Genomic DNA, 12,975 nt, shown 5'->3' on the forward strand with positions numbered 1-12,975 from the left:
TCGACTCGGTGCTGCTGCTCGACCCGCAGGGCGTGCTCGACGAGGGGGTGCGCGGGCGCAACGACCTCTACGTCGCGCTGACCCGCGCCACCCAGCGGCGGGGGGGGCGCTCCCCCCCGCCCCGGCCGCGACGGTCGCGACCGTCGCCTGGATCGGCTACCGCACGCCGCCGTCGCTGGAGCAGGCGGCGTCGCCCGTCTACGGGCGGGTCGGCGGGGTGGCCCTGGACGCGACCCTCGACGGGCTGGCCGCGACCCGGGAGACGTCCGGGCGCCCGGCGCACACCGTCGTGGTCGCCCACAGCTACGGCAGCCAGGTCGTGGCCGGGGCCGCCGACCGGCCCGGCCGGCTGGCCGCCGACGCGGTCGTCCTCGCCGGCAGCCCCGGGCTGGAGGGGACCGCCGACGACCTGGAGGTCGAGGACGTCTACGCCGCCATCGGCGGCTCGGACCCGATCTGGCTCGCGCCGGCGATGCCCGACGTCCCGGGGTTCCCGGTGTTCGCCACCGCCGTGTGGTCGCCCGGGTACGGGGCCACGCCGCTGCCGGCGGAGGAGGGCATGGGGCACTCCGAGTACTACGACACCGACCGCCCCACCGTGGCGGCGATCGGCGAGGTCCTGGCCGACGTGCGGCACCCGTGACCCGGGTGGGGGAGGCCTGCCGGGGCCCGGGAACACGGGGCCGCCGCCGTCCATTGAGCGGGTGTCGGCACGCCCACGCACGGTCGCCACCCGGTACCGCACCGGGGTCGTGGCCTACCGTGGCGGTCGCCGAGGGCGGACGCGCACGACGGCGTCCCCCGGCGTCCCCTCGCCGGAGCCCGCAGCCACAGCAGCACCGACAGGAGCACCGTGCCCCCCACGAAGACCGCGAAGACCGGCACCGACCCCGCGACCGAGACGGCCGGCGGGACGAGCACCCCGACCCGCCGCCGCACGGCAGCCGCGGGGGGCCGACCGCTGGTCATCGTGGAGTCGCCGACCAAGGCGAACAAGATCGCCGGCTACCTGGGTGGCGGTTACGTCGTCGAGGCGAGCGTCGGGCACATCCGTGACCTGCCGCGCAACGCCGCCGACGTGCCGGCCGAGCACAAGGGCGCCTCGTGGGCCCGTCTGGGCGTCGACGTGGACAACGCCTTCGAACCGCTCTACGTGGTCAGCCCCGACCGCAAGCAGCAGGTCAGCCGGCTCAAGCAGCTGGTCAAGGACGCCAGCGAGGTCTACCTCGCCACCGATGAGGACCGCGAGGGCGAGGCCATCGCCTGGCACCTGGTCGACACGCTCAAGCCGCGGGTCCCGGTGCGCCGGATGGTGTTCCACGAGATCACCCCGGAGGCCATCGCCCGCGCCGTCGCCAACCCGCGGGAGCTGGACACCGCGCTGGTCGACGCGCAGGAGACCCGCCGCATCCTCGACCGCCTGTACGGCTACGAGGTCAGCCCGGTGCTGTGGAAGAAGGTCCTGCCCAAGCTCTCGGCCGGCCGCGTGCAGTCGGTGGCCACCCGGATCGTGGTCGAGCGCGAGCGGGAGCGGATGGCCTTCCACGCCGCCGACTACTGGTCGCTGGAGGGCACCTTCGCCGTCCCGGGCAAGGCCGCCGGCGCCGACGACGGCGAGCCGACGACGCTGCGCGCGAAGCTGGTGAGTGTCGACGACAGCCGTGTCGCCACCGGCCGTGACTTCGACCCGGCCACCGGCCGGGTCACCGGCGAGGTCGTGCACCTGGACGAGGCCGGCGCCCGCGGGCTGGCGGCCCGGCTGGAGGGGCGCCAGGTCACGGTCAGCCGGGTCGACGAGAAGCCCTACCGGCGCCGGCCGTACGCGCCGTTCACCACCTCCACGCTGCAGATGGAGGCCGGCCGCAAGCTCGGCTGGTCCTCCGCGCAGGTCATGCGGGTGGCGCAGCGGCTGTACGAGAACGGCCACATCACCTACATGCGCACCGACTCGACGAACCTGTCGAACGAGGCGATCAACGCCGCGCGCAGCCAGGCCCGGGAGCTCTACGGCGACGCCTACGTGCCGGCCGAGGCGCGGCGCTACGCGAAGAAGGCCAAGGGGGCCCAGGAGGCGCACGAGGCGATCCGCCCGGCCGGGGACAGCTTCCGCACCCCCGGCCAGCTCGCCGGGCAGCTGGCCCGCGACGAGTTCCGGCTCTACGAGCTCATCTGGCAGCGGACCGTCGCCTCGCAGATGGCCGACGCCGTCGGGCAGACGGTGAGCATCCGGCTGGCCGGCCGCAGCGCCACCGACGAGGCCGTCGAGTTCACCGCCAGCGGCCGCACGATCACCTTCCCCGGCTTCCTGCGCGCCTACGTCGAGTCCCGCGACGAGGGCAGCACCGCCGGCGGCGACGACGACCACGGCAGCGACGACGCCGAGCGGCGGCTGCCCCGCGTCGAGCGCGGTCAGCAGCTGGACACCCGGCAGCTGGACGCCAAGGGCCACACCACCAGCCCGCCGTCCCGCTACACCGAGCCGAGCCTGGTGGCGCGGCTGGAGGAGCTGGGCATCGGCCGCCCGTCGACCTACGCGTCGATCATGCAGACGATCCAGGACCGCGGGTACGTGTGGAAGAAGGGCGCCGCGCTGGTGCCCTCCTTCGTCGCCTTCGCGGTGGTCAACTTGCTCGAGCAGCACTTCGCCCAGCTCGTCGACTACGACTTCACCGCCTCGCTGGAGGAGGAGCTCGACGAGATCGCCGGCGGCAACCTGCAGCGGGTCACCTGGCTGACCGAGTTCTACTTCGGCGGCGAGGGCGGCCACGCCGGCGCGATCGCGCAGGCCGGCGGGCTGAAGCAGGTCATCGGCCAGCGGCTGGAGGAGATCGACGCCCGCGGCGTCAACTCCATCCCGCTGCGCGCCACCGGCCCCGGCGGTGAGCCGGTCGTGGTCCGGGTCGGCCGCTACGGCCCCTACCTGCAGGCCGGGGAGGACGGCTCCCGGGTCAGCATCCCCGACGACCTGGCCCCCGACGAGCTGACCGGTGAGAAGGTCGCCGAGCTGCTGGCGGCGCCGTCGGGCGACAGGGAGTTGGGCACCGACCCGGAGTCGGGCCTGCCGGTCGTGGTCAAGGCCGGCCGGTACGGGCCCTACGTCACCACGGTCGTCCCCGAGGGCAGCAAGGAGGCCCCGCGCACGGGCAGCCTGTTCGCCTCGATGTCCCCGGAGACGGTGACGCTGGAGGACGCGCTCAAGCTGCTCAGCCTCCCGCGCACCGTCGGCACCGCGCCCGACGGCGAGGAGATCCAGGCGCTCAACGGCCGCTACGGGCCGTACCTCAAGAAGGGCAGCGACTCCCGCTCCATCGAGGGCGAGCAGAAGCTGTTCACGGTCACCCTCGACGAGGCCCTGGCGCTGTTCGCGCAGCCCAAGCAGCGGGGCCGGGCCGCGGCGAAGGCCCCGCTCAAGGAGCTCGGCAACGACCCGGTGACCGAGGGCGCGATCACCGTGCGCGAGGGCCGCTTCGGTCCCTACGTCACCGACGGCGAGACCAACGCGAGCCTGCGCAAGGGCGACGACGTCGAGAGCATCACGCTCGAGCGCGCCGCCGAGCTGCTGGCCGACCGTCGCGCCGCCGGCCCGGCCAAGAAGAAGAAGGCCACCAGGAAGGCGACGGCAACGAAGGCGACCGCCACGAAGGCGACGGCCGCCAAGAAGACCGCGGCCAAGAAGACCACCGCGAAGAAGACCGCGGCGACGAAGACCACGGCGACGAAGACCACGGCGGCCAGGACGGCGCCGGCGACGAAGACCGCCTCCGCGGCGGACGCCGTCCCGCTCGCCTGAGCCGGGCGTGACCGACCCGCTCGACCCGGCCGCCTGGCAGGCGCGCCGGACGTCGTTCGGGTCGGTCGCGGCCGACTACGCGGCGCTGCGTCCGGGGTACCCCGCCGACGTCGTCCCCTTCCTGCTCGGCGCCCGACCGCGCCGCGTGCTCGACCTCGGCGCCGGCACCGGGCTGCTCACCGAGGTGCTGCTGGCCGCCGGGCACGAGGTCGTGGCCGTGGACCCGTCCGCGGAGATGCTCGGGCAGCTGCGGGCCCGCCGGCCCGGGGTGGAGACCGCGGTGGGCGACGCCGAGGCGCTCCCGCTGCCGGGCCGCGCGGTCGACGCGGTCGTCGCCGGGCAGGCCGCGCACTGGTTCCGGCCGGCGCCGGCGGCGGCCGAGCTGCGGCGGGTGCTGCGCCCGGGTGGCGTGGTCGGGCTGGTGTGGAACACCCGCGACGAGCGGGTCCCGTGGGTGCGCGCGCTGGGGGAGGCCCTCGCCGCCGAGGCCCGCGGGCCGGAGGCGGACCGGGCCGTCGTCGACGCGTTCGCCCGCGCGCTGCCGGCCCGGGTCGAGCACGCGACGTCGCGGGTCGTCCAGCGGGTGACGCCGGCGCAGGTGGTCGCGGGCATCGGCACCCGCAGCTACGTCGCCACCATGGACGACGACGCCCGCGCGGCCTTCCTCGGCGGCCTGCGCGACCTGCTCGCCCAGCACCCCGACACCCGCGGCCGCGCGGTGCTCGACCTGCCCTACCGCACCGACGCCTACCGGCTCGAGCCGGCGTGAGTCAGCCCGGCCGCCGGCCGACGGCGAACACGCGGCGGAACGGCAGCAGCGTCGTCCCGTCGGGCCGCGGCGGGTAGGCCGCGCGCAGCGCCGTGGCGTAGGCGGCGGTGAGCTCGGCGGCCTCGGCGTCGGTCAGCGCCGCCAGGACCGGGCGCAGGACGGTGCTGCGGACCCAGCCCAGCACCGGGTCCGCACCGTCGAGCACGTGCAGGTAGGTCGTCTCCCACGCCTCTCCGCGCAGACCCGCCTCCTCGAGCACCGCCAGGTACCCGGCCGGGTCCAGCACCGGCCGCTCCGGCGGCGCGAGCCCGGCCAGGCGCGACCGCCACCGCGGCGAGCCGCACAGCTCCGCGAGCAGCCGGTGGGTGGGCGCGCCGGAGTTCCCCGGCACCTGCAGCGCCAGCCAGCCGCCGGCCGCCAGCTCCCCAGCCCAGCGGCGCAGCAGCGCCTCGTGGCCGGGCACCCAGTGCAGGACGGCGTTGGTGACCAGGACGTCGACCGGTCCGGTCGGCCGCCACTCCCGGACGTCGCCCGCGGTGAACGACACCCGGCCCGGCACGGCGTGCGCCGCGGCGGCCGCGAGCATCTGCGCGGAGGAGTCCACGCCCGTCACCCGCGCACCCGGCCACCGGGCGGCGAGCGAGGCGGTCAGCGCGCCCTCCCCGCACCCGAGGTCGACGACCACCCGCGGGTCGCCGGCGCCCACGCGGGCCAGCAGGTCGACGAACGGCCGGGCCCGCTCGTCGCCGAAGCGCAGGTACTGCGCGGGGTCCCACGCCCCCGCCGGGGTCTCCCGACCGGTCACGGCGCCGACCCTACGAGCGTGCCCGGGACCGTCACCGCCGGCCGGTACCGTGGCGCCCGCGACCGACCTCCCACCTCCGGAGCCCGCCATCCCCGAGTCCCACGCCGCCCGCACCGGCCTGTTCCTCGCCTTCGAGGGCGGGGAGGGCGCGGGCAAGTCCACCCAGGTGCGGGCCCTCACCGAGTGGCTCACCGCCGCCGGGCGCCGGGTGCGGGCCACGTTCGAGCCGGGGGACACCCCCGCCGGCGTCGTCGTCCGGCAGCTGCTGCTGGACCGCGCGGACCTGGCGCTCGGCCCGCGCGCGGAGGCGCTGCTGTACGCGGCCGACCGTGCCCAGCACGTGGCGGCCGTCGTCCGCCCCGCGCTGGCCGCCGGGGAGGTGGTGGTCACCGACCGCTACGTCGACAGCTCGCTGGCCTACCAGGGCGCGGGCCGGGCGATCCCGCGCGAGGAGGTCGCGGCGCTGTCGCGGTGGGCCACCGAGGGCCTCGTCCCCGACCTCACCGTGCTGCTGGACCTGCCCCCGGCGACCGGCCTGGCCCGCGCGCGGGGCCGGGCGGCCGCCGACCGCATGGAGGCCGAGTCGCTGGACTTCCACGAGCGGGTCCGGGCGACCTTCCTCGAGCTCGCGGGCGCCGAGCCGCACCGCTACCTGGTGCTGGACGCCGCCCGTCCCGCCGCGGAGCTGACCGCCGAGGTCCGCGACCGGGTCGCCGCGCTGCTCGACCCGGTGGGGACGCCGTGAGCGAGGGGGTCTGGGCCGGCCTCGTCGGCCAGGACGACGTCATCGCCACCCTGCGCACCGCGATCGCCGAGCCCGCGGCGATGACGCACGCCTGGCTGTTCACCGGACCGCCCGGGTCGGGCCGGTCGGTCGCGGCCCGCGCCTTCGCCGCCGCCCTGCAGTGCCCCGCGGGCGGGGACGGCACCTGCCACGCCTGCCGCACCGTGCTGGCCGGCACCCACGCCGACGTCTCGGTGATCGTCCCCGACGGGCTGTCGATCGCCGCCAAGGAGGCCCGCGAGCTCGTCCGGCTCGCCGGCCGGGCGCCGTCGCAGGGCCGCTGGCAGGTCATCGTCGTCGAGGACGCCGACCGGATGACCGAGCACGCGGCCAACGCCGTCCTCAAGATGCTCGAGGAGCCGCCGCCGAGGACCGTGGTGATGCTCTGCACCCCGAGCCTGCACCCGGACGACATCATGGTGACCATCCGCTCCCGCTGCCGCGTCGTCGCGCTGCGGACGCCGCCCGTCGCCGCGATCGCCGACGTGCTGGCCCGGCGCGACGGCGTCGACCCGGCGATGGCGGCGTGGGCGGCGGCGGCCTCGGGCGGCCACGTCGGCCGGGCCCGCCACCTGGCGCGGGACGAGGCGGCGCGGCTGGCCCGCAAGGCGGTGCTGGACGTGCCGCTGTCGCTGGTGTCGCTGGCCGCCTGCCTCACCGCCGCCGACGACCTGGTCGCCGCGGCCAAGGAGGAGTCCGACCACGCGTCGGCGGCGCTGGCCGGCGCGGAGACCGAGGCGGTCAAGAACAGCCTCGGCGTCGGCGCGCGCGGCCCCGGCGTGGTCTCGGCCAGCCGGGGCAGCGCCGGGGTGCTCAAGGAGCTGGAGAAGAGGCAGAAGTCGCGGGCCACCCGGCTCGGCCGCGACTCGCTGGACCGCGCGCTGGTCGACCTCGCCGCCCTCTACCGCGACGCGCTGGTGCTCGCGGCCGTGCGGGACGGCGGGGGAGAGGCGCCGCCGCTGGCCCACCCGGACCGCCGGGCCGACGCCGAGGAGCTGGCCGCCCGGATCGGCGCGGAGGGGGCGCTGCGGCGGATCGACGCCGTCCTGGCCTGCCGGACGGCGCTGGAGCAGAACGTGAAGCCCCAGTTCGCCGTCGAGGCGCTCACCGTCGCGCTGCGACTCCCCGCCGAGCGGGCCTGACCGGTGCGCGGTCCGGCCGGGACCGTGCCGTAGTCTGGTCGCGCACGTCCGCCGCCTTAGCTCAGTCGGTAGAGCATCTCACTCGTAATGAGAAGGTCGTCGGTTCGATTCCGACAGGCGGCTCCAGCCCCCGGTCCCCTCAGGCGGCCGGGGCCTCGCCCGCGGTGGCCGCCTCCTGCAGCGCGCGGATCGGCTTCGCCGGGACGGCGGCTCGCACCCCACGCGGCACGTCGGGCACGGCGCGCCCCATCCCGGCTCCCACCGGCGGCGCGGCGCGGCGCCGTCCGCCGGGTGGCCGCCCGCGGGGCTGGATACGGTCTCCGGGTGAGACGACGCGCGCGGACCCTGACCCTGCTGGCGGCTGCGGCCGTGCTCGGCGGCTGCACCTCCGAGGTCGACGGGAGCGCCTCGCCGGCCGCCGGCGGCTCCTCCGGCTCCTCCTCGTCGTCCTCGTCGTCCTCGTCGTCCTCGTCCCCCGACGACTCGGACGAGGAGCTGCGGGAGGCGTTCTGCACCGAGGTCCCGGCGCTGCTCCAGGACATCACCGCCGACCTGGAGGCGGTGCCGACCGACCCCACGTCCGCGCTGCCCACCCTCGAGGACGCGGTGCGCCGCATGGAGGAGGTGCAGCCGCCCGCCGACGTGGCCGACGAGTGGGAGCGCCTGGTGTCCGGCTGGCGGGGCCTGCGCGACCTGCTGGCCTCGGTGGACCCGACCGCGCCCGGCGCCGGACAGCAGTTGGCCGACGACCTGCTGGAGCTGCAGTCGGAGCTGGTCGACGCCGGTACCGCCGTCGACACCTGGGGCCAGGCCAACTGCTGACCGCGGACACGACGACGGCGGTGCACCCCCGCAGGGGTGCACCGCCGTCGACTGTCCGTGGTGCGCTCGGCGGCCGCTCGGGAGAGGGCCGGCAGGATCAGTGGTGCGGGCCGGCCTCGGCCGCGCGGCGGATGGAGGCCTCGATCTCGGCCTCGGCCTCGGCCCGCCCGACCCACTCGGCGCCCTCGACCGACTTGCCCGGCTCGAGGTCCTTGTAGGTCTCGAAGAAGTGCTGGATCTCCAGGCGGTCGAACTCCGAGACGTCGGTGATGTCCTTGAGGTGGGACATCCGCGGGTCCGTCGCGGGGACGGTGAGCACCTTGTCGTCCCCACCCGCCTCGTCGGTCATCCGGAACATGCCGATCGCCCGGCAGGTGATCAGGCACCCCGGGAAGGTCGGCTCCTCGAGCAGCACCAGGGCGTCGAGCGGGTCGCCGTCCTGACCGAGGGTGTTCTCGATGTACCCGTAGTCCGCTGGATAGCGGGTGGAGGTGAACAGCATCCGGTCCAAGCGGATGCGGCCGGTGGCGTGGTCCAGCTCGTACTTGTTCCGCTGGCCCTTGGGGATCTCTACCGTCACGTCGAACTGCACGGGTCGTAGTGTGGCCCACGACGCCACGGCTGCTGCGCCGGAGGTGCTCTCAGGGGGTGGACAGCATCGCGTCGAGCGGGTCGACGACCGTCACGCCGAAGTACTCGCGCTTCCGTCGCCGGCTCGTCCTGGTGGTCGTGGCGCTGGTGGCCGCGCTCGCCGTGGCGGCCGTCCTGGTCGTCCGGTCCCTCGGGGACGACGGCGGGGACGGCGCCGACCCGGCGGCCGGCGCGCAGCTGCCCGAGGTCGGCGACCCCGCCCCCGTGCTGGCCGCCCTCAGCGGCGACGCCCCCGCCCCGGACCCCGGCACGCTGGAGGCCCGGCTGGCCCCGCTGCTGGGGGACCCCGCGCTCGGGCCGGCACCCGGCGCGCAGGTGGTCGACGTCGCGACCGGGGACGTCCTGCTCGACCGGGCCGGCACCCGGCCCGCCGTCCCCGCCTCGACGGCCAAGCTGCTGACCGCGGTGGCGGCGCTGACCACGCTCGACCCCGACGACACCCTCGCCACCACCGTCGTGGCCGGGGCCGCCCCCGGCGAGGTGGTCCTCGTCGGCGGCGGCGACCCGACGCTGTCCACCACCGCGCCGTCGCTGACCTACCCCGGCGCCGCCACCGTGGCCGACCTGGCCGCCCAGGTGCAGGCCGAGCTCGGCGACACCCCGCTGACCGCCGTCGTCGTCGACAACGGGCTGTTCACCGGCCCCCTGACCGCGCCCGGGTGGGGCCCCGGCGACGCGCCCTCCAGCTACGCCGCGCCGGTGACCGCGACCGCCGTCGACGGCGCACGCCTCTCGGCGGGGACCCCCCAGCGCAGCGGCGCCCCCGGGACCGACGCCGGGCGTGCCCTGGCCACCGCCCTCGGCGCGCCCGGCGCCGCCGTCCGGCTGGGCGAGGCGGCCGACGGCGCCCGGGTGCTCGGCACCGTGCACTCGGCACCGGTCGCCCGCCTCGTCGAGCAGATGCTCGCCCAGTCGGACAACCTGCTCGCCGAGGCGCTGGGCCGGCACGTCGCCCTCGCCCGCGGGCTGCCCGCCACCTTCGACGGCGTCGCCGAGGCCGTGCCGGCCGCCGTGGAGGAGGCCGGCTTCGACCTGCAGGGTGTCGCCCTCGCCGACGGCAGCGGGCTCTCGGCGTCCGACCGGGTGCCGGCGGCGCTGCTGACCCGGCTGGTCACCGCCGCGGCCGACGGCTCCTCGCCGGAGCTGTCCGCGATCGTCTCCGGGCTGGCCGTGGCCGGGTACGACGGCACCCTCGCCGACCGCGGGGACGACGACCCGGCGACCGCGCCGGGCGCGGTGCGCGGCAAGACGGGGACGCTGCTGGGCGTGCACGCCCTCGCGGGCACCGTCGTCACCGCCGACGGGCGGCTGCTGGCCTTCGCGTTCCTGGCCGACGGCGTCACCGGCGGCGAGCAGCCGGCCGAGGACGCCCTCGACGCCGCGGCCGAGGCGCTGGCCGCCTGCGGCTGCTCGTGAGGGGAGCGGCGGCGCGGCCGCGCGTACGGTGAGGCGATGAGCAGCGCCTCCTCGATGGTCGACTGGGACCTCGCCGGACGCACCGCCCGCCGGCTGGTCGGTCCGGGGCCCGAGACCACGCGGGAGGAGGCCGCCGCCGTCGTGCAGGAGCTGCACGAGGCCGCCGCCACCGCGATCGCGCACGTGGAGGGCCTCACCGGGCTCCGGCCCGCCTCCGGCGGCCCCGTGCCCGAGGTCGCCGTCGTCGACCGGCCCGGGTGGGTCGACGCCAACACCGCCGGCATGTCCGCCCTGCTGGGCCCGCTGGTCGACGCGCTCGCCGAGAAGCAGGGCCGCCGCCCGGGCGCGGTCACGACGGCGATCGGCTCCCGCGTCACCGGCGTGCAGGCCGGCGCCGTGCTGTCGTTCCTGTCCTCGCGGGTGCTGGGGCAGTACGAGGTCTTCGGCACCGGCGGCCGGCTGCTGCTGGTCGCCCCCAACATCGTCGACACCGAGCGCCGCCTGGGCGTGGACCCGTCCGACTTCCGCCTCTGGGTCTGCCTGCACGAGGTCACCCACCAGCTGCAGTTCACCGGCGTCCCGTGGCTGCAGGGCCACCTCGAGTCGCTGATCGCGGAGTTCGTCGAGGCCACCGACCTCGACGCCGACGTGCTGCGCGACCGCCTGCGCGACGTGGTGCGCAGCCTCGGGGACGCCGTCCGCGGCGCGGACGCCGACGACGACGAGCCGCAGGGCCTGATGGCGCTGGTCGGCGACCCGGCGCAGCGGGCGGTCCTCGACCGGGTCACCGCGGTGATGAGCCTGGTGGAGGGGCACGCGGAGTACGTGATGGACGGCGTCGGGCCCGACGTCGTCCCCTCGGTGCGCACCCTGCGCAAGCGGTTCGCCCAGCGGCGCAAGGGCCGCGGCCCCGTCGACCGCGTGCTGCGCCGGCTGCTGGGGCTGGAGCAGAAGATGAAGCAGTACGCCGACGGGCGGGTCTTCGTCGGCGGGGTCGTCGACCTCGTCGGCATGGAGGGCTTCAACCGGGTGTGGTCCGGGCCGGAGGCGCTGCCGCGGGTCGAGGAGCTCACCGACCCCGCCCGCTGGGTGGACCGGGTGATCGGCCGCCCGGCCGTCCCCGCCTGAGCGCGTGAGCGGGCCCGCGCCCGCGGTCGCCGCGCTGCGCGCCGCCGTCCGGGCCGGCCTGCGCGCGGACCCGCGACCGGTGCTCGCCGCGTGCAGCGGGGGAGCGGACTCGCTCGCCCTCGCCGCCGCGCTGGCCTCCGAGGCCCGCGGCGCCGGCGTGCGGGTGGGCGGGGTGACCGTCGACCACGGGCTGCAGCCCGGCTCGGCCGACCGGGCCCAGCGGACGGCGGAGCTGCTGCGCGACCTCGGGCTGGACCCGGTGCTGGCGCTGCCCGTGCGGGTGCCCCGGGCCGGCGGGCCGGAGGGCGCGGCCCGGGCCGCCCGGTACGCCGCCCTGGCGGAGGCGGCCCGCGCGCACGGCGCCCGGGTCGCCCTGGGGCACACCCTCGACGACCAGGCCGAGACGGTGCTGCTGGGCCTGGGCCGCGGTTCCGGCCCGCGCTCGGTCGCCGGCATGGTCGCCTGCCGGGAGGACGGCGGGGTGACCTGGTGGCGGCCGCTGCTCGGCGCGCGGCGGGACACCACCCGGCAGGCGTGCGCCGACCAGGGGCTCCCCGTCTGGGACGACCCCTGGAACGCCGACCCGGCCTACACGCGCGTGCGGCTGCGCACCGAGGTGCTGCCGCTGCTGGAGGACGTCCTCGGCGGCGGGGTGGCACCCGCGCTGGCCCGCACCGCCGGCCTCCTGCGGGAGGACCTCGACGCCCTCGACGCCTGGGCCGCCGCGGAGCTGGCCCGGCTGGCCGCCGAGGCGGGGGACGGCGACCTGCCCGCCCGGCCCCTGGCCCCGCTGCCGGCGGCGGTCCGCCGGCGGGTGCTGCGCGGCTGGCTGCGGGCGGCGGGCGTCCCGGACCTGCAGGCCGTCCACCTGCGGGCGGTGGAGACGCTCGTCACCGGCTGGCGGGGGCAGGGCCGGGTCGACCTACCCGGTGGGGCAGGAGTGGTCCGGGCGTCTGGCAGGCTGGTCCTGTCGCCGCCGGCCCGCCGCGGCGCGGACCCCGCACCCGCACTCTCCGAGGAGCAGCCCCCGTGACGGACCCCGCCAGCACGCCCGGGGCACTCGGTCCCGACCACGGCTACGGCCCCGACATCGACCACGTCCTGCTCAGCGAGGAGCAGATCCGGGAGAAGATCGCGGAGCTGGCCGCCCAGGTCGCCGCGGACTACGCCGGCCGCGAGGTCCTGCTCGTCGGCGTCCTCAAGGGCGCCGTCCTGTTCATGAGCGACTTCGCGCGGGCGCTGCAGCTGCCCACCCAGATGGAGTTCATGGCCGTCTCCTCCTACGGCAGCGCGACCAGCTCCTCCGGGGTCGTGCGCATCCTCAAGGACCTCGACCGGGACATCACCGGCAAGCACGTCCTGGTCCTCGAGGACATCATCGACTCCGGCCTGACCCTCTCGTGGCTGCTGAAGAACCTGGGCGGCCGCGCGCCGGCGTCGCTGGAGGTCTGTGCGCTGCTGCGCAAGCCCGACGCGGTCAAGGTCGACGTGCCGGTGCGGTACATCGGCTTCGACATCCCGAACGAGTTCGTCATCGGCTACGGGCTGGACTACGCCGAGCGCTACCGCGACCTGCCCTACATCGCGACCCTCAAGGCCGAGGTCTACACCTGATCCACGGCGGCTGAGCCGGCCGCCCGCCGCGCGGCGGGCGAGGGGCGACCCGTA

The 12,975-nt window shown here is 76.8% G+C and carries 12 protein-coding genes and 1 tRNA gene; 11 read left to right on the top strand and 2 right to left on the bottom strand.

Annotated features, from left to right (window positions below):
• Nucleotides 1-175 precede the first annotated feature (175 nt).
• The 3 genes from ACI781_RS16885 to ACI781_RS16895 all read left to right on the top strand — a co-directional run bounded on the left by ACI781_RS16885 (nt 176) and on the right by ACI781_RS16895 (nt 4,559).
• Complete coding sequence (locus ACI781_RS16885; RefSeq protein ID WP_456567316.1) at nt 176-643, top strand: alpha/beta hydrolase; 468 nt, start codon at nt 176-178, stop codon at nt 641-643.
• A gap of 210 nt (nt 644-853) precedes the next feature.
• Nucleotides 854-3,790: a type I DNA topoisomerase gene (gene topA / locus ACI781_RS16890; RefSeq protein ID WP_456567284.1), complete on the top strand. Its 2,937-nt coding sequence runs from the start codon at nt 854-856 to the stop codon at nt 3,788-3,790.
• 7 nt (nt 3,791-3,797) lie between these two features.
• Nucleotides 3,798-4,559 (top strand): class I SAM-dependent methyltransferase, encoded by a 762-nt coding sequence (locus tag ACI781_RS16895; protein WP_456567285.1) that lies wholly within the window; start codon nt 3,798-3,800, stop codon nt 4,557-4,559.
• Nucleotide 4,560: 1 nt separating this feature from the next.
• Here ACI781_RS16895 and ACI781_RS16900 read toward each other — a convergent pair whose 3' ends face one another.
• Complete coding sequence (locus tag ACI781_RS16900) at nt 4,561-5,364, bottom strand: trans-aconitate 2-methyltransferase (RefSeq protein WP_456567286.1); 804 nt, start codon at nt 5,362-5,364, stop codon at nt 4,561-4,563.
• 49 nt (nt 5,365-5,413) lie between these two features.
• Here ACI781_RS16900 and tmk point away from each other — a divergent pair, with 49 nt between their 5' ends.
• The 4 genes from tmk (at nt 5,414) to ACI781_RS16920 (ending at nt 8,112) form a co-directional block, all read left to right on the top strand.
• The gene (tmk, locus tag ACI781_RS16905; protein WP_456567287.1) at nt 5,414-6,109 is read left to right on the top strand and encodes a dTMP kinase; all 696 of its coding nucleotides are present in this window, start codon (nt 5,414-5,416) and stop codon (nt 6,107-6,109) included.
• The gene (locus tag ACI781_RS16910; protein ID WP_456567288.1) at nt 6,106-7,290 is read left to right on the top strand and encodes a DNA polymerase III subunit delta'; all 1,185 of its coding nucleotides are present in this window, start codon (nt 6,106-6,108) and stop codon (nt 7,288-7,290) included. The genes tmk and ACI781_RS16910 overlap by 4 nt, the downstream gene beginning before the upstream one ends.
• A 50-nt stretch (nt 7,291-7,340) precedes the next feature.
• A tRNA-Thr gene (locus tag ACI781_RS16915) sits at nt 7,341-7,416 on the top strand.
• A 198-nt stretch (nt 7,417-7,614) separates the two neighbouring features.
• Nucleotides 7,615-8,112, top strand: a complete 498-nt coding sequence (locus ACI781_RS16920; RefSeq protein WP_456567289.1) for a hypothetical protein — start codon at nt 7,615-7,617, stop codon at nt 8,110-8,112.
• A gap of 97 nt (nt 8,113-8,209) precedes the next feature.
• Here ACI781_RS16920 and ACI781_RS16925 read toward each other — a convergent pair whose 3' ends face one another.
• The gene (locus ACI781_RS16925; protein ID WP_456567290.1) at nt 8,210-8,704 is read right to left on the bottom strand and encodes an inorganic diphosphatase; all 495 of its coding nucleotides are present in this window, start codon (nt 8,702-8,704) and stop codon (nt 8,210-8,212) included.
• A 56-nt stretch (nt 8,705-8,760) separates the two neighbouring features.
• On the opposite strand from ACI781_RS16925, the gene dacB reads away from it, so the two are divergent.
• From dacB to hpt, 4 genes are read left to right on the top strand one after another with little or no spacing between them, the layout of a single operon-like run.
• On the top strand, nt 8,761-10,179 hold the full coding sequence (gene dacB, locus ACI781_RS16930; protein WP_456567291.1) for a D-alanyl-D-alanine carboxypeptidase/D-alanyl-D-alanine endopeptidase: 1,419 nt from the start codon (nt 8,761-8,763) through the stop codon (nt 10,177-10,179).
• 36 nt (nt 10,180-10,215) lie between these two features.
• Nucleotides 10,216-11,307: a zinc-dependent metalloprotease gene (locus ACI781_RS16935; protein WP_456567292.1), complete on the top strand. Its 1,092-nt coding sequence runs from the start codon at nt 10,216-10,218 to the stop codon at nt 11,305-11,307.
• Nucleotides 11,308-11,311: 4 nt separating this feature from the next.
• Nucleotides 11,312-12,340 carry a tRNA lysidine(34) synthetase TilS gene (gene tilS / locus ACI781_RS16940; protein WP_456567293.1) on the top strand — a complete coding sequence of 343 codons (1,029 nt, stop codon included), beginning with the start codon at nt 11,312-11,314 and terminating at the stop codon, nt 12,338-12,340.
• Nucleotides 12,337-12,921, top strand: a complete 585-nt coding sequence (gene hpt / locus ACI781_RS16945) for a hypoxanthine phosphoribosyltransferase (protein WP_456567294.1) — start codon at nt 12,337-12,339, stop codon at nt 12,919-12,921. The genes tilS and hpt overlap by 4 nt, the downstream gene beginning before the upstream one ends.
• Nucleotides 12,922-12,975 lie beyond the last annotated feature (54 nt).

It is taken from the genome of Blastococcus sp. SYSU D00695 (assembly GCF_054050555.1).

Bases quoted from the DNA above. Each gene is read 5' to 3' on its own strand.
- ACI781_RS16935 (WP_456567292.1), top strand. From the start codon at position 10,216: ATGAGCAGCGCCTCCTCGATGGTCGACTGGGACCTCGCCGGACGCACC.